The sequence below is a fragment of the Nocardioides caldifontis genome, from assembly GCF_008087345.1.
In the GTDB taxonomy this organism is placed as follows: Bacteria; Actinomycetota; Actinomycetes; order Propionibacteriales; family Nocardioidaceae; genus Marmoricola_A; species Marmoricola_A caldifontis.
Genome location: NZ_VHIB01000014.1, coordinates 54,707 through 78,069, shown reverse-complemented (window position 1 = coordinate 78,069; position 23,363 = coordinate 54,707). Strand labels below are relative to the sequence as shown.

Sequence of the window (23,363 nt, the reverse complement as noted above, 5' to 3'; positions counted from 1 at the left end):
GGATCGGCGGGCTGATCCCACGGTCTGATCTGAAGTCGCCACCCCAAGCCCCCGCGTGTTTGGTGTTGGGGTTGTGACCAAGGAGCGTCGGGTCTGACGTGTGCCGTAGTTCCGGCACTGTCGCCCTCAGCGGCACCAGCGCCCGGCGCCGTACATGACAGAGTTGGAGGAAGACCAGTCCCAGTGCAGGAGGGAGCCGGTGGTGCGAGTCGAGCTGTTGTACTTCGGCGGCTGCCCCCACTGGCAGGTCGCCGACGACCGGCTTAGTCAGGCGCTGGCCGAACTCGGCGGCGCCGACGTCGTGGTCTCGCGGCGCCTGGTCGAGACTCCCGAGCAGGCCGAGGAACTCGCGTTCCTCGAGTCGCCCACCATCCGGATCGACGGGACGCATCCGTTCGCGACCGGCGACGAGATCGTGGAGTTGACATGCCGGGTCTACGCCACGCCCAGCGGGTTGAGCGGGTCCCCCCACACCGCGCTGCTCCTGGAGGTGCTCTCGTGAAGCGGATCTTTCTACTGCTCGTCGCCGGCTACGTGCTTATGGCGGCCGGGAACCGGGTCGCCGAGCACTTCGGCATGATGCGGTGCGGCTGCGCGAAGGGCTGCTGGTGCCACCGGCCCGGGCTGAGCCTGTTCCGGTGGGTGTTCCCGTGGGGTCACCGGTCCGCGCACTCGGCCGAGGAGAAGGCGGACCTCGACCTCGCGTAGGCGCACCGGACGCGGGGTGAGTGGGCCAGGTGCTCGGTCGGCAAGGACGCCCTACGGGACAACTACCCATGGAGACACAACTTGCTGCCGAACCGGTCTCAAGCTGATCAGCAAGCCGCTGCCTCGCCGGTTCTTGACATCTTCACGCAATGACGCCCAGATCCGACGGGGTTTCGCCGAAGCGCTCAGCGCGGCGATCGGTCGGGACCGCAGCCGCACCTACGATGACGGCTAGTAAACCGGTCCACGGGCCGGTCGATCGCCGATCGGAGGCTAGATGGGAAGGCGCGACATCGGGGGCACTGCACACTCGGCCTCCCCGGCTGCGGCCTCGACGCAGGTCAGCTCACCTGCGCGAGCATCCGCTGCTCCGCTGCTCCGCCTTTGGTGGTCACCACGTGACCTGTGCCTGCCGATCACGATCGTAGGCTTGCTCGGAGCGGCAGCAACGGTCGCCTTAATGTCCGCCGGCGTGCCCGTAGTGAACCTGCACGGGCCGTGGCACGAGGTCGGCATCGTGGATCCCCTTTGCGGGGGCACTCGTGCCGCCTACTACACCGCTCGCGGCGATCTCTCTGCAGCATGGCGGTACAACCCCGCGGGGATCCTGGCGGTGCTTGCTGCGGCACTGGCGTCGGTACGCGCCGCTGTTGGAATGCTGGTCGGCCGATGGGCCACGGTGTCGATTGCGTGGACGCGGCGACGCGCGGCGGTGATGGTCCTGCTGCTCGTCGCAGCACTGGTTGCACTGCAGGTAAGACAACAGATGCAGGCTGAGATGCTCCTCGCGCCATGGTCGGGGCGGTAGGAAATCAGTCGGCGAGCCCAAGTGTGACCGACTCGGGCGAGCCGTATTTGCTGCGACGCGTCTGCGAGGGTGACTCCACGTGCAGTGTGGTGACGCCCCACGCGTGAACCCGTGACGCTGCGGTGGCGGGCGAGTGACGCTCAAGGGGCACCTCCTCGATCCATTGGGTGCCGTACGGGCTTCGTTGCCACCACCGGCGGTTCTATAGAGCCATCCAGACACCTGGGAGAGACCGATGCACATGGCGGCCCCAGGCACCGCGCCACGCCGTCAGCGGCTGCAGCAGCGCCTGCTCCCGGGAGGGAACGGTGGCCGGCGGTCATGGCGTCAGACGTGGCCGCTGTTAGGTCCGGCCTTCATCGCGGCGATTGCGTACGTCGACCCAGGCATTCGCGACCGACTTCTCGGCCGGCGCCAGTTATGGATACCCACTGCTCTGGGTGATCCTGGCAGCGAATCTCATGGCAATGCTCATCCAAGCGCTTACCGCCAAGCTCGGTGCGGCGACCAGTCGGGATCTGGCGACTCTCTGCCGCGAACGGCTTCCTCGGCCGGTCGTTTGGGGCTTGTGGCTCCAAGCCGAAGCGGCGGCAGTCGCCACCGACCTCGCCGAGGTTGTAGGAGGCGCCATCGCGCTGAACCTGCTGTTCGGAGTGCCGCTGCCTATCCGAGAGGCCCTCACGGCGATCGTCGCCTACTTGAACCTCGCCGCGCAGTCCCGGGGATACCGGGCCGTTCGAGGCGATCATTGCGGGCTTGCTTGCTGTCATTGGTCTTGGCTTCGCCTACACCCTCGTGCGTCAGGAGCCGATGCCGGTTCGCTGGCGACCGGCATGGTGCCGGGGTTCGCAGGAACCGACAGCACGCTACTTGCAACGGGCATCCTGGGCGCAACTGTGATGCCGCACGTCATCTCCGTGTACTCCGCGCTGACTCCTGGCCGCTACTCTCACCCAGAATCGGGCGGCGACCTTGAAGCGGCTCCCGCCGCGATGATCGGGGTCGGCAAGATGATCCGCCGACGGCTATTCCGCGCACAGCGCCTCGACGTAGCTCTCGCGATGGGATAGCCGGCATCGTCAACGCCACGATGCTCGTCATCGCCGCCCAGTTGTCCTCCTCGAACCGATTCAGCGGAAAACAGTCCCTTCACGAGGGTGCATAGAGGTCTGGACACTCAGCTCGGCTCTTTGCGATGGCTCGGTTGGTCTCCGGTGTGGCAGCCTCGGCCGTCGGCAATCACGCGGGCCAGGTTGTCATGGCCGGCTTCCTTCGCATGCACGTCCCGGTGCGACTCTGCGCCGAGCGATCGCCATGGCCCCCGTGCTTGTCATCCTTCCGCTGGGCGCTGATCCGACCATGGCACTGGTGTGGTCGCAGGTCGTGCTCTCTTTCGGGATCCCGTTCGCACGTGCACCCCTCGTGTGGCTGACCGCGCAGCGGCGGCTCATGGGTCCGTGGGTAACCGGAAGGCGACGACCGTCGCTGCTGGGTGCGTGGCTGGCCTCATCGTTGCTCTCGACACATTCCTGCTCTTCTGCCTTGTGGCGGGGTAGCCGTCGGGCCAAGGAGTGCGGTGAACAGATTTCCTTGGAGACGCCCCTCCTACCAGTCGGTGTCGCGGCAGTCGTCGGCGTGCTGTGAGGTCTCCACCTGCAGAGTGGCGTGCGCGATCCCGTGTCGCTGCTTCAGCATGGTGCGCGCCGCCTCCAGCACCGCCGGAGTCGTCGAGGTCGCCGGGGTGACCAGGTGCGCGGTCGCAACGTGCATCCCTGAGGTGAGCGTCCAAAGGTGCAGGTCGTGGACCTCTGAGACGCCGTCGAGCGCCCCAAGATCGCTCTGTACTTGGTCGACGTCAATTCCGGCCGGGGCGTGCTGGCCGAGCACGGCGAGCACTTCGCCGCCCAGGATCAGCGCCCGCACGGCGATGTAGGCACCGATGGCGAGGGCTACCACGGTGTCCCAGTAGCCGTCGCCGGTTGCGGCGACCAGCCACCCGGCTAGCAGCACGCCGACCGAGCCCGCGGTGTCGGCGACCACCTCGAGGTAGGCACCCTTGACGTTCAGGCTTTCGGCGGCGCCGCCGCGCAGGAGCAGCATCGCGATCACGTTCACCACCAGCCCGAGGGCGCCCACGACGAGCATCGGGCCGGTCTCGACCATGACGTCTTCGCCGAGCCGGCCGATCGCCTCGATCACCACGTACGTCGCCGCACCGAGCATGAGCAGCGCCGCGAGGCCGGAGGCGAAGACCTCCGCCCGGTAGGAACCGTAGGTGCGGCGGCCGGTGGTGTCCCGGCGTGTCGCAACCTTCGTCGCCACTAGCGCCGCACCGAGGGCCACCACGTCGGCGGCCATGTGACCGGCGTCCGAAAGGAGCGCCAGCGACCCGGTGAGCAGCCCGTAGGCCAACTCGACCCCGAAGAACCCAGCGATCAGAACAAAGGCGGCAGCGAGCCGCCATCGGTGGCGGCCACCGGCGTGACCGCCGACTCCGTCTGAGTTCGCTCCCCGGCCCTGGTCCGCGCCGTGTCCGTGTCCGTGTCCCGCACCCATCACCGGGCTCCGTTCTTCGAGTGCTCGATCACCTTCGTGCCAGCCGCTTCGCCCAGACCGGACGCGACAGTGGAGACGCGGTAGCGGCCGATACCGGGCAGGAACCGGCCCGTCGTTCTGGCATATCGAACGTAGTCCGCACCGTGGGTGAGGCGAAGGTACGGCTCCTCGACGACCCTGACCTGCAGCTGCAACGCCACGAGCAGCAGCACGAACCCGCCGACGGCGACGACGTTGGGCACCATCAGCGCCAGCCCGGCGCCGGTGGCCGCCATCGCGGTGAAGATCGGGTTGCGCACCACCGCGAAGGCGCCACCCGTGACCAGCTCGGTCTTTTCGGCGTCGTCGACCCCGATCCGCCAGCTCGTGCCCATGTCGAGCTGGGTGATGAAGGTGCCGGCGAGCCCGGCGACCGCGACCACCGTCCCGATGATCTGCAACCGGTCCGTCTGCAGGTAGGGCAGCGCGTCCAGGCCCAGCAGCGCGGCGACCGGGCCGGCGACACCGGCCACCAGAGCCACGACGAACAGCACGCCGGCCCACCAGGGCGCGGAGCCGGGACGTCCGGAGATACCCCGGAACCCGCTGTCACCGGTACGGCGCCACTGCAGGAGGGTGCGCAGCACGAACCCGACCCCGAGGTAGAACCCGAACAACACCAGCGCTGCGACCGTCATGACCCTGCTCCTTCTCCTTCGCCTCGGGTGCGTCTCCCGCACCGACACCCCGACAGCACACCACATGAATACGTGTTCATGCAAGTGTGGCTAGGATGTGTGGCATGGGACACCGAGCGGCTGCGGCCGGCCACCGCCACGAGCTCGATGCGTCGCAGGCCAAGGCGGTCGCGACGACGCTGCAGGCACTGGCCACGCCGAGCCGACTGATGCTGCTGGCGACGCTGTGCGAGGGGCCGGCGACCGTCGGTGAGCTCGTTCAGGCGGTCGCGATGGAGCAGTCGGCGGTGAGTCAGCAGCTTCGGGTGCTGCGCAACCTCGGCCTGGTGGAGGCGCGAAGAGAAGGTCGACACGTGCAATACCGCCTCTTCGACGACCACGTCGCGGAGCTGATCGACCAGGCGATCTACCACACCGAGCACATGCGGCTGGGTTCCACCCAAGCCGCGGAGTGACTCGGGGCCGTCGCCGATCGGGTCCGCGTTCCATGCCGGCGCCCTGCTCATCCACGCCTGCTCCCCCACGCCCTGACCCACGCCCCGCCCCACGCTGGCGTCATCGCCGTCCGCGTCGCCGACCATGGGATGACGGCTCCTGCCAGGGCGGTGACCCCGGCCAGCGTCAGCAGCCCCTCGGGGACGGGCCCGAGTCGGTCGGCGACCGTGAGCTCGGAGCGCAGCGGCACCCTCGCGACCAGGGTCGCCGGCTCGAACATGCCGCTGGAGGCGACGACGTTCCCGTCGGGGTTGATGATCGCGCTGACGCCGCTCGTGGTGGGCACCACGACCGACCGGCTGTGCTCCACGGCTCGGAACCGGTCGATGGCCAGCTGCTGGTGAGTCATGTCGGTGTAGCCGAACGTAGCGTTGTTGCTGGGCACCGTGAGAAGGTTCGCGCCGCCAAGGATGGAGTCCCGTACGGTGCTGTCGAAGATCACCTCGTAGCACAGCGTGATCGCCACCCTGACCGAGCCGGAGTCCCCGGCCGCGATGTCGAACACCGTGGCCTCGGTGCCGGACGTGAAGCGGCCGGCTTCGTCGACCTGATCGGTGAACAGGCGGAAGAAGTCCCGCATCGGCATCGTCTCCCCGAAGGGCTGCAGCCGGCGTTTCGCGTACTCCGCGACCGGCCCTGCCGCGGGGTCCCACTGCAGCACGGTGTTGCGGGGCGCCGGCCCGTCGCCGCCGACGACGGCACCGACCAGCACCGGAACCCCGACCGCGTCGCTGGCCCTCTCGATCTGGGCGTAGGCGTCAGCGTTGGCGTAAGGGTCGATGTCGGAGGAGTTCTCCGGCCACAGCACCAGATCCGGAGTCGGAACCCGGCCGGCGTCAACGTCGCCGGCGAGCCTCAGCGTCTCGCGGACGTGGTTGTCGAGCACCGCACGCCGTTCGGCGTTGAACTCCAGCCCGGCGCGTGGCACGTTGCCCTGCACCGCAGCCACGGTGACGGTGCCGTCCTGCGGCGAGGTGCTCACCAGTGCGCCCGCCGCCACCCCAGCCCCCAGCGGAACCAGGACGCCGGCCACCAACGCCGCAACGGCGACGGTGTGTCGGGCGCCGCCCGGCCGCCGCGACCGCCACACGGTTCGCATCAGCATGATGAGGCTGAACCCGCACAACGCGACCGCGAAGCCGACCAGCGGGGTGCCGCCGACCGCGGCCAACGGCAGCAAGACGCCGTCGACCTGCCCGAACGCCACCTTCGCCCACGGGAACCCACCGAACGGCACCAGCGACCGCAACGTCTCACCGGCCACCCACAACGCCGCAGCCCAAACCGGCGCAGCCCGGCACCGGGAGACAACCGCGATGCCGGCGGTCACCGGGGCGACCAGCAGCGCCTGCAGGGTGCCGAGCGGGAGCGACCCGACGGGGCCGACGAACTCCCCGGCCCACCACAGCAGCGGCAGCATCATGCCCAGCCCGAAGAGCAACCCGTACCCGAACCCAGCTCGCGCCGAGCGGCCGTGCAGCACCCCGAACAGGGTGGCGAGCCCGATCGGGCCCAGTGACCACAGCCCGTGCGGCTCGAACGTCAGGTACAGCGCGAACCCTGCGGCGACCGCGAGCACCACCCGAGCCAGCACACCCGTTGCCGGCGTCCGGCGCAGCAGCGACCTCCCGTGCCCACGGGAACGGGAGGTCGCGGTCGTGGCGTCGGCAGCCCTCGCGTCGGCAGCATCCGCGCCGGCATTTCCGTCGGGGGCGTACCGGGTCATCGGCTGTCGTACTCCCAGTGCCACGGCTCAGGCCGCGACCCGCCGGCCTGCGCCCAGCCGGGGTTCACCCAGCCGAACCGGGCGCCGTTGCGGGCCAGCCACTGGTGCTGCGGCGAGGTGTAGGACTCCACGCCGCCGCACCAGTCCATCGCGACTCCCCAACCGTGGTTGCTGGTGCCCGGTGCGGCCGCGAGTCCGGGTTTGGAGGCGTACACCGACGCCTGTGCCCCGTAGCTGCGGTAGGAGTCGGTGATGCAGACCCCGGCGCCGAACCGACGAGTGAAGGCGACGTTGAGCCGCCACCATCCCGCCGCGGCGTCGCCGTGCAGCAGATGGCCGGATTCCGGAAGCGCACACAGCTCGCTGGACGGAATCTGGCCGTTGCTGTGCCACTGGGCACGATCCGAGCTCCGCTGCATGCACTCTTGCAACCACGGGGGCGGCGCCGACCCCTGCGTACGGCGGCCGTCCTCACGCCGCGTGCCGGGGTCGGAGCGGCGGTCGTTGTCCCGGCTCGGGCGCGTCATCGCCGCCATGCGCTCGGCCTGCATCCGCTTCGCCCGCTGGTATCGCTCCCGCGCAAAGCCGTCGAGGGCATCGCCGCCTCGAGGGGCCGACGTCTGCGGCTGCGCTGCGACGTCAGAGGCGCCGAAAAGGGCATGGGCGATCTCCAGTGACGCACCGGGATGGGCTGCCTGCCCGGCCTGCAGCACCACAGTCGTGACTAGCACCGCGCCGGTGAGCGCCATGGAGCCCAACACCGTGGCCAACGCTGCAACGGTGCCGGGGGTGCCCGGCCGGCGTCGGCGAATCCCCTTGTGCGCTGGTTGCCGCGCCCTGCCGGGGGCCGCGGGTACTCGATGCTGTGCGGCTGAAAGTCTTCTCATCATCAGCGTCGTCTGGGTCAGATGCCGGCGTAGGAGTGCAGCCCGGAGATCCACATGTTCACGCCGAAAAAGTTGAACACGAAGGCGGCGTACCCCAGCAGTGCGAACCACGAAGCCTTGGTGCCCCGCCATCCCGCCGTCGCTTCAGCATGGAGGTATGCGGCGTACAACACCCAGGTGATGAACGCCCATGTCTCCTTCGGGTCCCAACCCCAATACCGTCCCCAGGAATTCTCGGCCCATATGGCGCCCGCGATCACTGCGAAGGTCCAGATGGGGAACGCAAAAAGGTTGGCAGTGTGTGCCACCCGGTTCAGCGTGCTGGCGGCCGGCAGGCGGCCGGCATATCCAGTGTGGGCGGGGCCTCGGCGTTCGGCTCGAAGTCGAAGGCGGTATAGCAAGATGGCGACCGCACCGATGGTGAAGACGCCGCCGGCCGTGATGGCCGCGGCAACGTGGATCACCAGCCAGTACGAGTTCAGGACGGGCACCAGCGCACCGGCCGGGGTGTAAAGCACGGTGACGGACAGCCCGAGGGTGAGCACGACGATGGCGGTGATCCACACACCAAGGGCGCGGACGGGTTCCCGGCGCAGAAACACAAGGAATGCCGCCGCCGCGGCGAGCGCCGCGACCACCGCGAACTCGTACATGTTGCCCCACGGCGCCCGCCCCGCAGCGAAGCCTCGGGCGACCACGCCACTGAGGTGAAGCAGGAATCCGAGGATCGTCAAGGCAGCGGCGATCGCGCTGAGCCGGTCCACGGCGTTCACGGAGGCATCAGTGTGCGGCGCGGGTCCGGTCGCATCGCGAGCCTCCTCTCCAGGAGCTCCGACGGAGCGGCGGCTGCCAGGGTCGGCACGCGCCCCGATCGTGGCCTCGACCGCGGGCGCTGCGGCCGGTTGCTGGCGGTGCGCCTCGGGTCGGCGTGCGCTCAAGGCGGCGTACGCGAGCATGGCCAGCGCGTACACCGCGATGGCGGAGTACACAAGGTTGTCGCTCAGCTGCGCCAGCGTCTCCATCGACGGCAGGGTCACGTGATCACTCCTTCTCGGGGCCAGCGGCTCGCTCGGTGTCAGGCCGGTCCGACGACTTCTCGCGTTCATCACTGACAGCGGTGAGCACCGCATCGATCTCCCCCGTTATGCCGCCCCTCCGGGTCAGAGGCAGCGCGCCGGCTTCGAGGCGCGTCCCGTCGGGGCCGGACGCCACCACGCGCACCCAGACTCGTCGACGTCGGATCAGCAGGGACGTCGTCACTCCGAGCAGCAGCAGTGCCGCGGCGACGAGCGAGACCTCCTTGCCCGGGTCGTACGCGATCTGGAAGTTCGCGAACCGGGCGACGCCGTCGAAGGTCAATGACCCTTCTCCGTTGGGCAGCCGCATCGTGTCGCCGACCGACAGTGCCTTTGCAAACGGACGGCCGTCGGCGCGGACCTGCTGTAGGTCGTCTTTGACCAGGGTGTACACCGACTGCGGTGGGCCGTCCGACATGCCGAGGTCACCGGTGAAGGCGGTGAGGAAGAGCTGTGGGTTCAGCGCGTCCGGGAAGGCTGAGTACGGACCCCGGTCGCCGACGGCGGCGGTCGGGAGGAAGAAACCTTCGAAGCCCAGCTCGGTCGGCCGTGCATCCGGAGCCTTGACGACGCCGTCGGAGGCGTAGCTGGCATCGTTGGGCAGGAAGATCACCGGGCCGGTGAAAACGACATCCCCGCGACCATCGCGGACCGTAACCTTGGGGGCGTACCCATGACCGGTCAGGAACACCTTCGTCTCGTTGACATCGAGCGGGTGGTTCGGCTCCACCTCGACTGCTTTCGATGTGGAGCCGTCGTCCGGGCGGTACTCGAGCTCGGCCCGGAACTGGCGCGGCTCCCCCCGTTTCTCATCTGCGGTCTCGAAGCTGGCCTCGAAATCATTCAGCGTGAAGGAGAACGGCTCCAACCCCTCAACGTCGGTGAGCGCGCGCGGGGAGAACTCGTCGTATTGCGACACTACGTTCGAGAACCCGGCTCCCTCGACAAGCGCGACGCGGCCCTCGAAGCCGAACAGCCGCCCCAGCGCGATGCCGGCCAGGAGCACGAGGAGAGAGAGGTGGAACAGCAGGTTGCCGAGCTCTCGGGCGTACCCGCGTTCGGCCCTCACCTCGCCGCCGGTGGTACGGACCCGGAATCCCCGGCTCTTCAGATCAGCGGCGATCGCACGGAGTGCCTCAGAGGGGCACTGCGCCGCGTGCACCTCTCGACGTTCGGAGAGGCGCACGAAGCTGCTCGGCGCCGGAGGCGGGTCGGCCCGTACCGCTCGCCAGAGGCGGAGGCAGCGGGGGATGACGCAGCCGGTCATCGACACCAGCAGAAGGATGTAGATGGCGGCGAACCACGGCGAGGCGTACACCTCGAATAGCCCCAGCCTGTCCAACCACGGCGCCAACGTCGGGTTGTCCTGAGTGAACTGAAGTACGGCGTTCGGGTCGCTGGCAACATTCCGTTGAGGCAGCAGCGAGCCGGGCACAGCAGCAAGCGCCAGTAGGCCCAGGAGGATCACGGCTGTCCGCATCGAGGTTAGCGATCGCCAGGCCCAACGACTCCAGGCCCACCCCCCACGCGGCGGCGCAACCCCAGTGGTGATCGGAGCCCCTCCGGCAGCGCCCCAGCCGTCGATGCTCGACTCACTGGTGTTGCGGTCCGGTCCGCTGGTGACCGGACGTTGGGTGTTCGTCACTGGAAGCTCCGAAGCATGCCGATCAAACCCCGGGCACGGGTCCACCGCGGGCGTCGAGCATCGACTGCAACACCTTCAGTTCCGAGGTCTGCGCTTCGACGATGCTCTGCGCGAGTCGCCGTACCTGAGGTTGGGAGGCGTTTGCCGCGGCGTACTCTGCCATTGCGACGCCGGCCCGGTGATGCGGGATCATCAGCTGCAGGTACAGCCGCTCCGCCCGGACCCCGCGTGACCGGTCGAGCTCCTGCAGTTGCGCCGCGGTGGCCATCCCGGGCATCGAGACGTCCTCGGATCCTTCGGTTTCGGCGTCCGCCTCAGAACCGTGCTCCATGCCCTCCATGCCGGGCGTGTCGCCTTCGCTTGAGGCGACGTCGCCTTGGGCGGCCGTATTGGCGGATGCAGCCGCATCATCGGTCATCCAAGCCATGGGTGGCTCCGAGCCGACCTGCGGCTCGTCCCACGTGGCGAGCCACCCATACATCTGGCCGAGTTGCTGCTGCTGGGTGAGCAGCACGTCCAACGCCAAGGTCCGGACTTCCGGGTCCTCGGTCGCGTCCCGCACCATGACCGACATCTCCACCGCCTGGGCGTGGTGGTCGCGCATGTCGCGCGCGAAGCCGACGTCCAGCGAACCGGGCTCCGCCATGCCCGTGGCGTTGGAATCGCCGCCGTGGCTGGCGATCCCGATGAAGACGCCTGCGCCGAGCGCGACTGCGGCAGCAGTGAGGGCAGCGGCGACCGCTATCATCCGCGATCTCGGAAGCGCCGCGACCGGTTCTGCCTCCTTGTCCGAAGCGTCCGGCGCCGCTGCGGTGGCGCCAGTCGCGCGCGTTTTCGCCATCACATGCCGCCGCTGCCGCCGGTGCAGGGGGCGCCGGGCTCCGGCGTCTGTTCTCCCTGCTGGTACTTCTGCACGAAGACTTCGAGCCGCGGGTCGTCGGGGCTTTCCAGTTGCAGCTGGTTGCCCCAGGCGCTGACGGTCACCGGCGCCGGTACGTCCTCGACCGGGCTCAGCAGAACGTAGTTGTTCGCCTCGGCGATCCCGACGAGCTTCTCGACCTCTGCCGCTTCGAGGCTCGGGTCGTAGCCGATCCACACTGCCCCGTGCTCGAGAGAGTGTGTCGCCTGCATCGGGTCGATGGCGGACGTGTACGTACCGCAGTTCACCCACACCGAGCTGTGGTCCCCTCCGACTGAGGGCGTCTGTGGATAGTCGACGGCGGTCTCGACGTGGTTGCGGGACAGGTCCGTGAACTGCTCGACTCCTTCGATCGACTCCGAGGCTGCGGCATCAATCTCGTCTCGTTCCCGCTGCTGGTTCAGCAGCGCGATGACTGCCATTCCGATGATCACGACCGCGACGGCGGCGCATGCGCCGACGATCAACACTGTGCGGCGGCGTTCGTCGCGCCTGTGCTCCGCCTGTAACGCGGCGGCCCGGGCGCGTCGGTCCTGGGCCTCAGGTCGTTTCGCCATGCCTGTGTATCTCCTCGGTCGGGCGGTCAGCTGGTGGAAAGGTCTCTCGCTGGTTCGGCGATCACCGTGTCGAGCAACGCGTCGAGGGTGGCGCGCCGCAGTTCGCCGAGCACTCGGGCGGCGACTCGGCCGTCGCGGTCCAGGATGACCGTCACCGGGACGGCGCTGGCAGGAACATAGTCGTTGAGGCTTAACAAGGTGCGACCGTCGAAATCGGCGATGCTTGGGTAGCGGATCGAGTAGCGGTCCTCGAATGCCTTCGCCGCTGCCTCATTGTCACGCACGTTGATGCCTAGGAAGGAGACTCCTCGGGGTTGGTAACGGCGGCTGGCGTCGGCCAGAATCGGCGCCTCAGTTCGGCAGGGAGCGCACCACGACCCCCATACGTTCACCACCACCACATCGCCGCGCATCTTATCGGTGGAGATTTGGCCTCCCTGCAGGGTCGTTCCGCCCACCACCACGCTGCCGCCTCGCTGCGTCGGTGGGTACTCCGCCACGACACCCCCGCGGCCTTGCCCGGCGGTGTCGCTAGGTGCCGCGATGCCCGACTCATCTCCTTTGGCCGCCTGCAAGTACAGCTTTCCCGCCATCAGGCCCACGAGGGCGCTGCACACCAGCACCGTGACGACGTGCTTCCACGTGCGCCGGTACCACGGCCGCTGGATTCGGAGGGCTGCGGCTTCCCGAGGTCGTGGCTGAGGTGGATCGGACTCCGCGGCATTGGGACCACCGGGCATGCTCAATCCTCCTCCCATGGTTTCTGCCAGACCCGGACCAGATGCGGACGTGTGTGCACCGGCTGCTCGAGACGGGCGCCGGACGTGGTTCGAGGCCGACACCTACGATACGGCATAGTAGTTGACGCGCCGCTCTGCACCGAGGCTGCGATCGGTGGCGGACAGCGGGTCAGGCGACTACGCAGCAGTGTTCAGCAACCGCCATGCCAGCCGGCAGTACCGCAAGCAGAACTGGGATCACCACAGTCGCGAGCGTCAGGGCCAGGATCGGCCATCGGGCCTGTGAAGGCAGGGGGGCGCGGGGTTGAGACAGACGAATGATCCGAGCGACGGCAGTAGCGCCGCCGACACCGAGCGCGCCCGCGGGGGCAGCCGCACCAGAGAGCCTCAACAGCGCCGAGGCCAGATCACGACGCTGCGACCCTGACACGGCGTCATCGGCGTGCATCTCGACCAGCTCGACGACTCGTTCGGCCGCGGTACGGAACACGCCGAGCCCGAAGAACGCCTGACTCAACGCCGTCGAGGCAACGATCGCCAGATGGTGACGCGCTCTCAAATGCACCCTCTCATGCGCGAGGACGCCCCGGAGTTGGCGTTGAGTCAGAAGACGCTTCGCGCCACTGGTGACGACGACTCTGCGCCTACGCCCGGGCAGGCAGTACACCAGTGGCTCCTCATGGTCCACGAAGGCGACCGCGTCGGGCGAAGTGCTGTCGGCGATGAGCCCCAGGCCGATGAGATGGCGCCGGCGCTGTCGACCTGCGGCAAGCGTGGTCGCCGTCCAGGCGTGGAGGAGGCGCGCGGAAACCCCCAGCGCTAGGCAGGCTCCGGCGACGCCGAGCATTGAGCCAACCGGCGTGCTGTATCGGTGCTGCAGTTCGATCAGGCAGGTCCGCAGCATCTGGCTGACGTTGCCGCTGAGATGGAGCTCCGGGAGAGCCAATGACACACCCGTCAGTACCACTGCAAGCGCTACCGCCGCAGTCAGAGCCTGCCAGGCGAGGATTCCCAAAGCCGGCGCCCTTGTCGGCCACGTAGCACGGTCGAGCAGCCGCCCCCCGAGGATTGCCATGACGACGAACAGCGCCAAGAACGAAGCTGCGATCACGGCTCTATGCCCCCCGACTCGCCCAGGCGCTCGAGTGCAGCACGCAACTCGCTCTGCTCCTCGGGCGACATGCGCCGCACGAAGTGCAGAAGTGCAGCTCCTGGGTCGTCCGTTCCAGCGAGCACACCGCCCATCAACTCGGCGGTGTGCTGCTCGCGGGTGACCGTCGAGGTATAGCGGAAAGCGCGGCCAGCCTTCTCACGCCTGACGAAACCCTTGCGGTGAAGGTTCTCCAGCACGGTCATGACCGTGGTGTAGGCCAGGGGCTTGTCTCGATCCAGCTCCTCGAGGACCTCACGAACGGATCGTGAAGTCGGCGCGGACCACAGGCACCGCATGATCTCACCCTCTAGCGCTCCCAGACTCCGCAACAGCTCCTCCTCGGCGCCGGACTCCGCGTGTGATTGTTCTATCCCACATAGTAGATTGCTCCCGGCGCGCCGTCGATCGGAGCGCCATCGTCTCATTCACATTGAAGCTGAGCTCGCGCCAAGGAACTTCTCGCAGGGGCCAGCGGCAGGTCGTCCAAGGAGGAACGCCATGGCGGAGAACCCTGCGTCCGCACGCAGCCACCCGCTCCCGGAGACGGCGGTGCCCGTCGAAGAGCCGCCGCACGTTGCCCCTGACAAAGTCACAAGAGCGCACGGCGAGCAGCAGGTTGACGCTTCCAGGTACGCCGCCGCGGATACGGTGGGGGATGCGGACGGCGAGGTGGCTCGGGACATCGATAGAGTCGCTGCCCAGACCGACGTCGAGAACGGCGTCACGGACGAGGGCGAGCACACGGAGAGCGGCTCTTGGTTGCCCCTCGTCTTCGGCGCGGTGGTCGCACTTCTCATCAGTCTCCTCATCGCAGGGACATGGCTGATCGGCGAGATCCGGTCATGAGGGTAGCCCTGCGGCCTTGGGGCCGCCGCCGCTTCGCTCGGCTCACGTCAACGCTCGTGACTATCGCAGCCACTGGTTTCGCGTTGGTCGCCCTCTGCGTGGCGCCAGCGTCGGCGCACACGGGCTTGGAGAGCTCGGCGCCGGCCGACGGTGCCCGCGTGAAGGGGGTTCCCACGACGATCCAGCTCACCTTCACGGAGAACATCTCTCCCGAGTTCGCTCAGGTCTCCCTCACGATTGGCGAGGACGAACCGGTGAGGTTGGACACCGCGGTCACTGGCCAACAAGTCGTTGGGACAGTCCCGGACGGCGCCGCGGAGGAAGAACGGACGGCCTGGGTGGTCGGATACCGCGTGGTGTCGGCCGACGGGCACCCCGTCACCGGGACGGTCGAGTTCACCGCCGGAACCCGTAGCCCTTCCTCCCCGTCACCGACACCAAGTTCGACGCCGTCACCGGATGCGGCGACCAGGTCGGCCGACCAGCCATCTTCAGCCCCAGGTGAGTCCGCCAGCGGAGAGAACAGCGACTCGTTGTGGGGTTTGGTGGGCGCTCTGATCTTGATACCCGCCGCGGTCGTGGTCCTCTTCCTCGCGGCGCAGCGGAACCGGTCGGCGCGGCGCGAGCCGTGAAGACGGTGCTCCCGCGACTCTACGCGGTCGCGCTGATACTCGGCGTGCCTCTGCTTGCGGTCCTGCTGCTGCGGTGGAACGGTGCCCTCGCTCCCCCGGCCGAGACAGGACTCAGCGATCCCGGGAACGCGGTGCGGTACGGGTTGCCGATTTCGCGAGCGATCCGCGACCTTAGCGCCGCACTGACTGTTGGAGCCCTGACCCTTACCGCCACGGTGCTGCCGCCCAGCAGTCACGACACTCGGCGCCTGGTTACAGGCACGCGGGCACGCGGCCTCGCCGTCGCTTCGGTTGCCGGATCGTTGTGGGTGTGGAGTGGACTCGCCAACGTGGTGTTCACCTACGGCGACGTCGCCGGTGTCGATCCGCTTGCTCCGGGCGGCATGCAGTATCTAGGCAGTTTCCTCACCGACGTCGAGCTAGGGCGCGTGATGCTGCTCAGCTCCACCCTCGCCGCGGTCACCGCTATCGGCACCATGTTCACGCGGAACCTGACGACCACCGCTGTGCTGGCCGTCGTGTCCGTGGTGGCGCTGTGGCCGCTGGCGACCACCGGACATGCCGCCGGGGACCTCAATCACGACGTCGCGGTGAACGCTCAGATGGCGCACCTGCTCGGCATCAGCGTGTGGGGCGGCGGGCTCGCGGCTCTGCTGCTGGTGCGCCGGCATCTGAGTGATGAGCAACTCCCGCGGGTGGTGAACCGCTACTCGACCCTCGCTGGCTGGGCGGCGGCGCTGGTTGCGGTCTCGGGAGTGACAGCCGCTTGGCTTCGGCTCGGCAGCTGGGCGAACCTGTCCACGTCTTACGGGGTCCTGCTCGTTATCAAGGGTGGTGCCTTGGTGACTTTGCTGGGCGCTGGCGCTTGGCATCGCCGTCAAACGATTCCTGCGCTCAGCGGCTCAAGCAAGGGTGGAGCCTCAACGTCGTGGTTCCTCCGCCTCTCCGGAGCGGAGCTCGGCGTCATGGCCGCGGCCATGGCTGTGGGCGTCGCGTTGAGCCGCACCCCAACGCCACCGGGACGGGAGGCTGCGACCCCGGCCGAGGCCCTGTTGGGTTTCTCCATGCCGCCTTCGCTCGACATGGGTACCTTCTTGACGCAGTGGCGCGTTGACACGTTCTGGACACCCCTTTCCGTGCTCGCAGTCGGTGTCTACTTCGCGGGGGTACTCAAACTTCACCGACGCGGCGATGCATGGCCGGTGGGGCGAAGTGCGGCTTGGCTCATCGGTGCCGCCATGCTGATCTGGGCCACCAGTGGCTCGCCGGGGGTGTACGGCGACGTGCTGTTCAGCATGCACATGGTGCAGCACATGACCATCGCGACGGCAGCGCCCACGTTTCTGGTGCTGGGGGCGCCGGTGACGTTGGCGCTTCGAACGCTGCGAGCTCGCAGGGATGGCTCTCGGGGTCCTCGCGAGTGGCTGTTGCTGGCGATTCACTCCTGGTACCTCCGGGTTCTAGGGAACCCGGTGGTCGCGGCGGGGCTCTTCGTGATCAGCCTGGTCGTGTTCTACTCCTCGTCGCTGTTCGAGCTCTCGCTACGCAGCCACACCGTCCACCTGTTGATGGTTTTCCACTTCCTGGCGACCGGCTACCTGCTGGCCTCGGCCATTTGCGGTATCGACCCCGGTCCAGCCCGACAGCCGCATCCGCTGCGGCTCGTCACTCTTCTCGTGACGTTCGGGTTCCACGCGCTGTTCTCGGTGTCGTTGATGAGCAAGACCCAGGTACTCGCCGAGGACTGGTTCACCGCTCTAGGACGTGAGTGGGGCAACTCACCAGAGCGGGATCAGTACATTGGCGCCACCCTGGGTTGGGTGCTGGGCGACTATCCGATCGCGATCCTGGGATTCGGATTGATCTGGGCGTGGGTACGCTCGGACATGCGCGAGGCGAGGCGGTACGACAGGCGCGCCGCGCGTGACAATGACGAGGAACTCCGGCGCTACAACGAGGAACTACTACGGCTCCACGAACGCCGATGAGCCCCGCACGCACCCCACGGACAACTGGCCGGCGTCGCCTGGACCGGCTCCGACAGCGTGACCGGCTCGCTTGGACACTCGGAGGGCGCAACGGCCATCTGCTTGTGTCCCGCGTCGGCAAGCTGTACCAGAGCGATTCGCGAAGTCACTCGCTAACGTCCAGCCCGCGGCAGGCGCGGGCGGCCATCGAGATCGACTCGTGATCAGCCGACGCGCTCAACCTTCACGTCGAGTAGCCGAGGGAGGCCGTCGCGCCGGGCCAGCCCACGGCGGATGCCTGTCGTGCCGGCGGGCGCCATGAGCAATGACCTCTTCAGGCTCTCGCTGCACAATCACCCCGACGCTGTGGACCGCGCACGACACCACGTGCTTCTGTCTTGCAGCGGCATGCCTCCCGACATCTCCGCGATCGCCCAACTGCTTACTGCAGAGCTGGTGAACGCTGCCTTCGACGCTGGCTCGGCCGACATCCTCCTCGCCGTGACGACCACGGAGGAGTCACTACGTGTCGAGACAACCCACACATCGGCTCCGACCCCGTCGACTTCCTCCGCGGGAGGCACCGGAGAACCCGGACGCCGACTGATCGTCGTTGAGGCCTTGGCGCGGCGGTGGGGAGTAGAGCTCCACCACGCGGACGGTGCACGAACCGTGTGGTTCGAGCTTCGCACGCGCCGCTGAAACGGCGCATCGCAGCGACATCCGCGCACAGAGCACCCTCGCTCCTCGAGATCAACCTGCATCTTTTCCATCGTTGTGCAGCGTCGCTGTCCCCTCGGGAAGTGCGTGCCATTATCGTCAGGCGCTCGAGGAGGGCACGACGCGCGAGCCCGCACGCGTCGTCTGACGTCCTGAGGCCTGGCGAGGCCACCAGTGCGGAGAGGAGAGGTCAACTGAACCCGCGACCACGTCGACCGCCATTCGGCTCTGGGCGGAGTGCGGGGTGGCAAATTGTCGCAGGCGTGATCCGGGTGAAACGCGTTGTTCCTCCACCCAACCCTCCCACCCGAACGCAAGGAACGTAGAGGATGGTCTTCGCGCACGGCATCGGAGGAACGGCGGACCTGCCGATCCCGCTCCCCTATGCGCTCTCTGGCGCCGCCGCAACCCTCGCGGTGTCGTTTCTCGTCCTGGTCTTGGCCTGGCGCTCGCCGCGCTTCGACGCCACAACTCAGGGGCATCCCCTCCCCCGACACGTGACCGCCGTCGTTGAGAGCGCGTGGTTCAGCGCCGCTCTGCGCCTGCTGGGGTTATCTGTGGCCGTGTACGTCGGCTGGGCGGCGCTCGCTGGACCGGACAGCTTGGCCAACCCGACGTTCGGGGTGGTTTACGTCCTGCTGTGGGTGGGACTCGTGCCCGCGTCCCTGCTGTTCGGCCCCTTCTACCGGGCTGTCAACCCACTGCGGACACTGCACTGGTTGCTGTCAAAGGTCACGGGAGGCTCGGCGACCACGGGCATGTTCCAGTTGCCGGCATGGATCGGGTTATGGCCTGCCGCCCTCGGACTGTTGGCGTTTGTGTGGCTCGAGCTGGTCTACCCCGAAGCGAACTACCTGTACGCAGTGCGGCTCTGGTTCGCCGTGTACTTCGTCGTCGTCATCGTTGGCGCCGCCGTGTTCGGGGAACGTTGGATCGCCGCCGCAGATCCCTTCGAGGCTTACTCCACGCTCGTAGGTCATTTGTCCCCCTTCGGCCGACGCGGCGACGGAGCGTTGGTGGTCCGCGCCCCGATGCGCAACCTCGATGGATTGCGCCCCACCCGAGGGCTGTTAGCCGCCGTCTCCGTGCTGCTCGGCAGCACCGCCTTCGACAGCTTCCAGGACTCGCTGGTCTGGATCCGGTTCAGCACCGACGCTGACGTCGCCGCAGTGGCCCTAGACACGGTCGCCCTCATGTTGTTCTGCCTGCTCGTCGGCGCCTTCTTCGCGATCGCGACGATGTCGGCGCCCTCCGATGAGGCTGACCGTTTGGCTCTCCCGGGCCTTTTCGCTCACTCCCTGGTGCCCATCGTAGTCGGGTACGTCGTCGCTCACTACCTCAGTTACTTCGTCGAGGTCGGCCAGCAGACGCTGATCTACCTCAGCGACCCCCTCGTCAAGGGCGCTGACTACCTCGGCACCGCCGACGTACAAGTAAACTACTGGCTCACGTTGCACCCCACATTCCTGGCGGCGAGCAAGGTGGTCGCTATTGTTGGCGGGCATGTCCTCGGGGTCGTTGCCGCTCATGACCGCTCATTGAAGCTGCTGCCCGTACGGCATCAACTCGTTGGCCAGATCCCGCTGCTGCTCGTCATGGTGGGCTACACGGTTGGGGGCCTCTACTTGCTGCTCACCGTCTAGCGATGACCGGGGGTCACCGCATGCAGCCCTCGGCAGCGACGTCGCACAGCCCCAGCGGCAGAACTTTTGAGGTCGGCGCCAAGTCCCTTGTAGCCCACGGACCGCAGGGACATTGCCGTCAGAGGTCGGGCCTCGGCTGCGGCACAAGAACCCCGCGGATCCAGGCGTAGGTCGTGGCTGCTTCGGGCAGTCCCGATTTCGGCGACACTCGGCAGAAGACGCGTGACGGCGCCCGGGGACCCAGTCGCTACTTCGCGGCGTCCACCTTCGACGGGCTCGACGGCTTCCCCGAGCGATGCGTAGACGCCGCGAGGCGGCCGGTTCGTTGAGCCCATAGCTCGAAGGCAAGGGTGGCGAACGGTGGCACCGAGCAGATCAGGCCACCCAGCGTCGTGCGCCAAGACCAACTGAGCGACCTCGCCACCACCACCGTCAGTGCGAGGTAGGCGATGAATATGGCACCGTGGACGGGTCCGAAGACCTTCACGCCGAGATCGCCAGCGTCGGTCATGTACTTGAAGTACATTCCAGACACCAACCCCACCCAGGAGAGGGCTTCGGCGACGGCTATGAAGCGGAATAGCTGTACCAAGGTCCGAAACGACACTGCTCCAGGGTAGAGGGGCGAGGATGAGGGCTTGACGCCGCCCTTGTGGGTGTCTTGGGCGGCGTTCGTTAGCGTGCGGGCCCATACCTACAACGCTGCTGTCGAGGCGGCCCCACAAAGTGCGCAGCCACGGCGCTCGGTAGTCCGGTCCTCGACCTCGACCGTGCCCGGGGGAACTATTTGTCAGGGCTCCCTACGGCGAGCCGATCGCGGGAAGCTCCCTTCCGTTCAGCGCCTTGATTGAGGAGCCAGGCGCTCGCAACGCGCAAGCCATGAGATCCTCGAGCCGTGAGCACGCGTCGCATCAGTTGGTCCCTGCTAACGCTCGTCCTGCTCTGTCTGGTCCTAGTCGCCGGCGGCGTCGCCTTGGTGTTGTCGGATTCGGAGGGCAGTCAGGCGCTGGGGTGGGGATTGGTGGGCTTCTTCGGCTCCGGCGTCGTGGTCTTGACCCGCAAAGCGCTTTCGGGCCGTTGACCGAGACCGGCACGGCCGACGGCGGGTGCTGTCGGGTGCCCGGACCACGTCTCGGTTTGGGTGAGCCGATAGAGGTAACCCAGCGCGGGCAGCACGATGACCGCCGCCAGCCCGACGGCGACGAGCAGCGCCCGGAGGGTGGCCGGCGCGCCGGCAGCCTCGACGATGGTGGCGCGGTCGACGAGTAGCCAGGGGTACTGAGCGATTCCCCACCCGGTAACCACGGCGGCGACCGCTGTCACTGCCGTGAACCGCGCGCGGCCGAAGCGCCTGGTCGCGAGCAGCACCATCGTCGCGGCGCCGGTGAGGCCGGACGCTGCGATCAAGGGCGCCGCCCGCGTCTGCAGTCCTTCGGTCAGCGTGGGGGCGTCGCTCTGCAGCGAGGGCAGGGCCGCGAACACGACCACGCCGGTGACCGCTCCAACCACGAGCGTCCGCCTACGCAACTGCTCGGCGAGGGTGCCTTGACGGGACCTGCAGGCGTCGGCGCAAAGGAAGACACCCGCCAGGAAGGCGCAGGTCGCGGCCGCGATCGCTCCACCGAACACCGAGGTCGGGTTGAGCCAGGAGCTCCACAGGTCACCGCGGCCGGTTGCGGGCACCCGTCCCGAGGCGATGCCACCGGCCACCGTGCCGAAGAAGAAGGGCGTGATGACGGAGGAGATGGCGAACACGGCCCCGAACACCCGCGCCTGGTTCATCGTCGCGGCGTACTTGCGGAACGCGAAGCTCGCCCCGCGTAGAACGATTCCGAGCAGCGCAAGAAGCATTGGCAAGATGAGGGTCGACATCGCCGACGCGAACGACTCCGGAAACGCGGTCCACCAGGTGACGAGCACGTAGATCAGCCAGACGTGATTGGCCTCCCAGACCGGCCCGATGCTGTGATCGATGAGCGTGCGCAGCTCGGCGCCCTGTCTGCTGCCGCCGGCGGTGAGGTCGTAGAAGCCGGAACCGAAGTCGGCGCCGCCGAACAGCGCGTAGGCGATCACCCCGACGAACATTGCCACGGCCACGGCCACCGCCAGGCTCACCGACCGGATCCGTCCGCCGCAGGAGATGACGAGCGGTTCCGGCTTTGCGCTTCAGGTCCATACGGACTCGGTAGATCGACCTCGCCGGCCCGCCACCGCCGCGCCATGGAACTGAGGACGATCACAGCGCCGATAGTCATCGCGGCGTAAACAACGGTGGTCGCACCCAGCAGCCACCATAGTCCCGAGTTCTCGCCGGCCGCCTCGGGGGTCCGCATCACTTCGTACACGATCCACGGCTGCCGCCCGACCTCCGTGGCGATCCACCCGGCCTCCATGGCGAGTACCGCCAGCACCCCGGAAGCAGCGGCGAGCCGGAGGAACCACCGGTGTCGCAACAGGTCACGGCCGCGCCAGCGTGCGGCCCAGAAGCCGACCGCAGCGAGCATCAGCAGGAACCCAATGCCGACCATGCCCTGGAACGCCCAGTGAGTGATGTTGACCGGTGGACGGTCCTCGACCGGAAAGCTGTCCAGCCCCTCGACCGGCGCGGTGAACGAGTTCCGGGCGATCAGCGAACCGAGGTAGGGGATGTCGACCGACCACCTCACCACGCCGTCGACCAGGACGCCGCCCAGTCGCAACGGCGACGGACTCTCTGTGTCGGTCGCCAGCTCGAACGCGGCGAGCTTGGCCGGCTGCGTCTCGGCGAGACGACCACCGAGCAGATGTCCCACGAATGGCTGGAGCACTGCCGAGACGCTCGCGAACGCGAACGCGACCCGGAAGCCAAGGCTGTGCGGACGATCACCGCGCCCACGCAGGAACCCGACCGCATACACCGATGCGAGCGTGAACCCCGCCACCATGTAGGCCGCCACCCACATGTGCAGGAACTGCCAGAAGGCGTCCGGGTTCAGCAGCACCGCCCACGGGTCGATGTTCGTCACCTGGCCGTCGACGAGGTCAAAACCCACCGGAGCGTTCATCCAAGCATTGACCGCGATCACGCAGAAGGTGCCGACAATGCCGGTGAGTGCCATTGGCAGCACCATCATCAGGTGCTGGCGGGAAGGCATCCGGTCCCAGCCGTAGAGGTAGATCCCGAGGAAGATCGCCTCAACGAAGAACGCCAGCCCCTCGAACGCGAACGGCAGGCCCAGGACGTCGCCGTAGGTCGCCATCAGCCCCGGCCACAGCACCCCCATCTCGAAGCTGAGCACTGTGCCGGAGACGGCGCCGATCGCGAACAGGACCGCCGAGACCTTCGCCCACTTGCGTGCCAGGAGCAGCGCATCCTCGTCGTTGCGCCGTATGCCGATCAGGTGCATCACAAAGATCATCGCGGGAAACGCGACGCCGAAGCAGGCCAGGACGATGTGCCAGCCCAGCGACAGTGCCATCTGCATCCGAGCAGGAAGCAGACCCGCTGGTTCGACCTCCGCGAGCACCTGCACCGCGTGTGGCATCTCGCCAGCGTGGGCGGTCAGGGAGAGAGCAGACTCGAGCACGGCATTGACGCTAAGCACTCGGGACGAGGTTTTGGAGACTTT

The 23,363-nt window shown here is 67.8% G+C and carries 25 protein-coding genes; 11 read left to right on the top strand and 14 right to left on the bottom strand.

What is annotated here, in order from left to right; all coding sequences use genetic code 11:
* The first annotated feature begins 199 nt into the window (after nt 1-199).
* The 5 genes from FIP57_RS20165 (at nt 200) to FIP57_RS24175 (ending at nt 3,160) form a co-directional block, all read left to right on the top strand.
* Complete coding sequence (locus FIP57_RS20165; protein WP_238993627.1) at nt 200-502, top strand: thioredoxin family protein; 303 nt, start codon at nt 200-202, stop codon at nt 500-502.
* Nucleotides 499-708 (top strand): hypothetical protein, encoded by a 210-nt coding sequence (locus FIP57_RS23400; protein ID WP_162529890.1) that lies wholly within the window; start codon nt 499-501, stop codon nt 706-708. Before FIP57_RS20165 ends, FIP57_RS23400 begins: the two co-directional genes overlap by 4 nt.
* 460 nt (nt 709-1,168) lie before the next feature.
* Complete coding sequence (locus FIP57_RS20155) at nt 1,169-1,516, top strand: DUF2752 domain-containing protein (RefSeq protein WP_162529889.1); 348 nt, start codon at nt 1,169-1,171, stop codon at nt 1,514-1,516.
* A gap of 368 nt (nt 1,517-1,884) precedes the next feature.
* Nucleotides 1,885-2,586 carry an Nramp family divalent metal transporter gene (locus FIP57_RS24180; RefSeq protein WP_238993626.1) on the top strand — a complete coding sequence of 234 codons (702 nt, stop codon included), beginning with the start codon at nt 1,885-1,887 and terminating at the stop codon, nt 2,584-2,586.
* A gap of 244 nt (nt 2,587-2,830) precedes the next feature.
* Nucleotides 2,831-3,160: a divalent metal cation transporter gene (locus tag FIP57_RS24175; protein ID WP_238993625.1), complete on the top strand. Its 330-nt coding sequence runs from the start codon at nt 2,831-2,833 to the stop codon at nt 3,158-3,160.
* Here FIP57_RS24175 and FIP57_RS20145 read toward each other — a convergent pair.
* Together FIP57_RS20145 and FIP57_RS20140 are read right to left on the bottom strand one after the other, a co-directional pair.
* Nucleotides 3,122-4,072 (bottom strand): cation diffusion facilitator family transporter, encoded by a 951-nt coding sequence (locus FIP57_RS20145; protein WP_148575350.1) that lies wholly within the window; start codon nt 4,070-4,072, stop codon nt 3,122-3,124. The genes FIP57_RS24175 and FIP57_RS20145 overlap by 39 nt on opposite strands.
* Complete coding sequence (locus FIP57_RS20140; RefSeq protein WP_148575349.1) at nt 4,072-4,749, bottom strand: methyltransferase family protein; 678 nt, start codon at nt 4,747-4,749, stop codon at nt 4,072-4,074. The genes FIP57_RS20145 and FIP57_RS20140 overlap by 1 nt, the downstream gene beginning before the upstream one ends.
* 104 nt (nt 4,750-4,853) lie before the next feature.
* On the opposite strand from FIP57_RS20140, the gene FIP57_RS20135 reads away from it, so the two are divergent.
* The gene (locus tag FIP57_RS20135) at nt 4,854-5,204 is read left to right on the top strand and encodes an ArsR/SmtB family transcription factor (protein ID WP_148575348.1); all 351 of its coding nucleotides are present in this window, start codon (nt 4,854-4,856) and stop codon (nt 5,202-5,204) included.
* Nucleotides 5,205-5,251: 47 nt separating this feature from the next.
* Here FIP57_RS20135 and lnt read toward each other — a convergent pair whose 3' ends face one another.
* From lnt to FIP57_RS20090, 9 genes are all read right to left on the bottom strand, one after another.
* Entirely contained in the window at nt 5,252-6,970 is a 1,719-nt protein-coding gene (gene lnt, locus FIP57_RS20130; protein ID WP_148575347.1) for an apolipoprotein N-acyltransferase, read from the bottom strand.
* Nucleotides 6,967-7,719 carry a M15 family metallopeptidase gene (locus FIP57_RS20125; RefSeq protein WP_162529888.1) on the bottom strand — a complete coding sequence of 251 codons (753 nt, stop codon included), beginning with the start codon at nt 7,717-7,719 and terminating at the stop codon, nt 6,967-6,969. Before FIP57_RS20125 ends, lnt begins: the two co-directional genes overlap by 4 nt.
* A 155-nt stretch (nt 7,720-7,874) precedes the next feature.
* The gene (gene ccsB / locus FIP57_RS20120) at nt 7,875-8,894 is read right to left on the bottom strand and encodes a c-type cytochrome biogenesis protein CcsB (protein WP_238993624.1); all 1,020 of its coding nucleotides are present in this window, start codon (nt 8,892-8,894) and stop codon (nt 7,875-7,877) included.
* Between the two features lie 4 nt (nt 8,895-8,898).
* Nucleotides 8,899-10,401 carry a cytochrome c biogenesis protein ResB gene (gene resB, locus FIP57_RS20115; protein WP_238993623.1) on the bottom strand — a complete coding sequence of 501 codons (1,503 nt, stop codon included), beginning with the start codon at nt 10,399-10,401 and terminating at the stop codon, nt 8,899-8,901.
* Nucleotides 10,402-10,600: 199 nt separating this feature from the next.
* Nucleotides 10,601-11,326, bottom strand: coding sequence for a DUF305 domain-containing protein (locus tag FIP57_RS20110; protein ID WP_162529887.1), 726 nt, complete (start codon nt 11,324-11,326; stop codon nt 10,601-10,603).
* 92 nt (nt 11,327-11,418) lie between these two features.
* Nucleotides 11,419-12,054, bottom strand: a complete 636-nt coding sequence (locus FIP57_RS20105; RefSeq protein ID WP_148575343.1) for a DUF3105 domain-containing protein — start codon at nt 12,052-12,054, stop codon at nt 11,419-11,421.
* Nucleotides 12,055-12,080: 26 nt separating this feature from the next.
* Nucleotides 12,081-12,677 carry a TlpA family protein disulfide reductase gene (locus tag FIP57_RS20100; RefSeq protein ID WP_203231367.1) on the bottom strand — a complete coding sequence of 199 codons (597 nt, stop codon included), beginning with the start codon at nt 12,675-12,677 and terminating at the stop codon, nt 12,081-12,083.
* A 286-nt stretch (nt 12,678-12,963) separates the two neighbouring features.
* Nucleotides 12,964-13,887 carry a M56 family metallopeptidase gene (locus tag FIP57_RS20095; RefSeq protein ID WP_148575342.1) on the bottom strand — a complete coding sequence of 308 codons (924 nt, stop codon included), beginning with the start codon at nt 13,885-13,887 and terminating at the stop codon, nt 12,964-12,966.
* A gap of 14 nt (nt 13,888-13,901) precedes the next feature.
* Nucleotides 13,902-14,372, bottom strand: a complete 471-nt coding sequence (locus tag FIP57_RS20090) for a BlaI/MecI/CopY family transcriptional regulator (RefSeq protein ID WP_275266184.1) — start codon at nt 14,370-14,372, stop codon at nt 13,902-13,904.
* 73 nt (nt 14,373-14,445) lie between these two features.
* Between FIP57_RS20090 and FIP57_RS20085 the strand changes: the two genes are divergently transcribed.
* The 5 genes from FIP57_RS20085 (at nt 14,446) to FIP57_RS20065 (ending at nt 19,755) form a co-directional block, all read left to right on the top strand.
* Nucleotides 14,446-14,793, top strand: coding sequence for a hypothetical protein (locus tag FIP57_RS20085; protein ID WP_148575340.1), 348 nt, complete (start codon nt 14,446-14,448; stop codon nt 14,791-14,793).
* Nucleotides 14,766-15,425, top strand: coding sequence for a copper resistance protein CopC (locus FIP57_RS20080; protein WP_148575339.1), 660 nt, complete (start codon nt 14,766-14,768; stop codon nt 15,423-15,425). The genes FIP57_RS20085 and FIP57_RS20080 overlap by 28 nt, the downstream gene beginning before the upstream one ends.
* Nucleotides 15,422-17,413, top strand: coding sequence for a bifunctional copper resistance protein CopD/cytochrome c oxidase assembly protein (locus tag FIP57_RS20075; RefSeq protein WP_148575338.1), 1,992 nt, complete (start codon nt 15,422-15,424; stop codon nt 17,411-17,413). Before FIP57_RS20080 ends, FIP57_RS20075 begins: the two co-directional genes overlap by 4 nt.
* Before the next feature lie 297 nt (nt 17,414-17,710).
* Nucleotides 17,711-18,094, top strand: a complete 384-nt coding sequence (locus tag FIP57_RS20070; protein WP_148575337.1) for an ATP-binding protein — start codon at nt 17,711-17,713, stop codon at nt 18,092-18,094.
* A 347-nt stretch (nt 18,095-18,441) separates the two neighbouring features.
* Complete coding sequence (locus FIP57_RS20065) at nt 18,442-19,755, top strand: hypothetical protein (protein WP_148575336.1); 1,314 nt, start codon at nt 18,442-18,444, stop codon at nt 19,753-19,755.
* A 247-nt stretch (nt 19,756-20,002) separates the two neighbouring features.
* Here the strand turns inward: FIP57_RS20065 and FIP57_RS20060 are convergent, their stop codons facing one another.
* The 3 genes from FIP57_RS20060 to FIP57_RS20050 form a co-directional block, all read right to left on the bottom strand.
* On the bottom strand, nt 20,003-20,362 hold the full coding sequence (locus FIP57_RS20060; protein ID WP_148575335.1) for a DUF3817 domain-containing protein: 360 nt from the start codon (nt 20,360-20,362) through the stop codon (nt 20,003-20,005).
* 392 nt (nt 20,363-20,754) lie between these two features.
* Nucleotides 20,755-21,870, bottom strand: a complete 1,116-nt coding sequence (locus FIP57_RS20055; protein WP_148575334.1) for a cytochrome d ubiquinol oxidase subunit II — start codon at nt 21,868-21,870, stop codon at nt 20,755-20,757.
* Complete coding sequence (locus tag FIP57_RS20050) at nt 21,867-23,321, bottom strand: cytochrome ubiquinol oxidase subunit I (protein ID WP_238993620.1); 1,455 nt, start codon at nt 23,319-23,321, stop codon at nt 21,867-21,869. The genes FIP57_RS20055 and FIP57_RS20050 overlap by 4 nt, the downstream gene beginning before the upstream one ends.
* Between the last annotated feature and the right edge of the window lie 42 nt (nt 23,322-23,363).

Bases quoted from the DNA above. Each gene is read 5' to 3' on its own strand.
- FIP57_RS20155 (WP_162529889.1), top strand. From the start codon at position 1,169: ATGTCCGCCGGCGTGCCCGTAGTGAACCTGCACGGGCCGTGGCACGAG.
- FIP57_RS24175 (WP_238993625.1), top strand. From the start codon at position 2,831: ATGGCCCCCGTGCTTGTCATCCTTCCGCTGGGCGCTGATCCGACCATG.
- FIP57_RS20145 (WP_148575350.1), bottom strand. From the start codon at position 4,072: ATGGGTGCGGGACACGGACACGGACACGGCGCGGACCAGGGCCGGGGA.
- FIP57_RS20140 (WP_148575349.1), bottom strand. From the start codon at position 4,749: ATGACGGTCGCAGCGCTGGTGTTGTTCGGGTTCTACCTCGGGGTCGGG.
- FIP57_RS20135 (WP_148575348.1), top strand. From the start codon at position 4,854: ATGGGACACCGAGCGGCTGCGGCCGGCCACCGCCACGAGCTCGATGCG.
- lnt (WP_148575347.1), bottom strand. From the start codon at position 6,970: ATGACCCGGTACGCCCCCGACGGAAATGCCGGCGCGGATGCTGCCGAC.
- FIP57_RS20125 (WP_162529888.1), bottom strand. From the start codon at position 7,719: ATGGCGCTCACCGGCGCGGTGCTAGTCACGACTGTGGTGCTGCAGGCC.
- FIP57_RS20110 (WP_162529887.1), bottom strand. From the start codon at position 11,326: ATGATAGCGGTCGCCGCTGCCCTCACTGCTGCCGCAGTCGCGCTCGGC.
- FIP57_RS20105 (WP_148575343.1), bottom strand. From the start codon at position 12,054: ATGGCGAAACGACCTGAGGCCCAGGACCGACGCGCCCGGGCCGCCGCG.
- FIP57_RS20090 (WP_275266184.1), bottom strand. From the start codon at position 14,372: ATGAGACGATGGCGCTCCGATCGACGGCGCGCCGGGAGCAATCTACTA.
- FIP57_RS20085 (WP_148575340.1), top strand. From the start codon at position 14,446: ATGGCGGAGAACCCTGCGTCCGCACGCAGCCACCCGCTCCCGGAGACG.
- FIP57_RS20080 (WP_148575339.1), top strand. From the start codon at position 14,766: ATGGCTGATCGGCGAGATCCGGTCATGAGGGTAGCCCTGCGGCCTTGG.
- FIP57_RS20070 (WP_148575337.1), top strand. From the start codon at position 17,711: ATGAGCAATGACCTCTTCAGGCTCTCGCTGCACAATCACCCCGACGCT.
- FIP57_RS20065 (WP_148575336.1), top strand. From the start codon at position 18,442: ATGGTCTTCGCGCACGGCATCGGAGGAACGGCGGACCTGCCGATCCCG.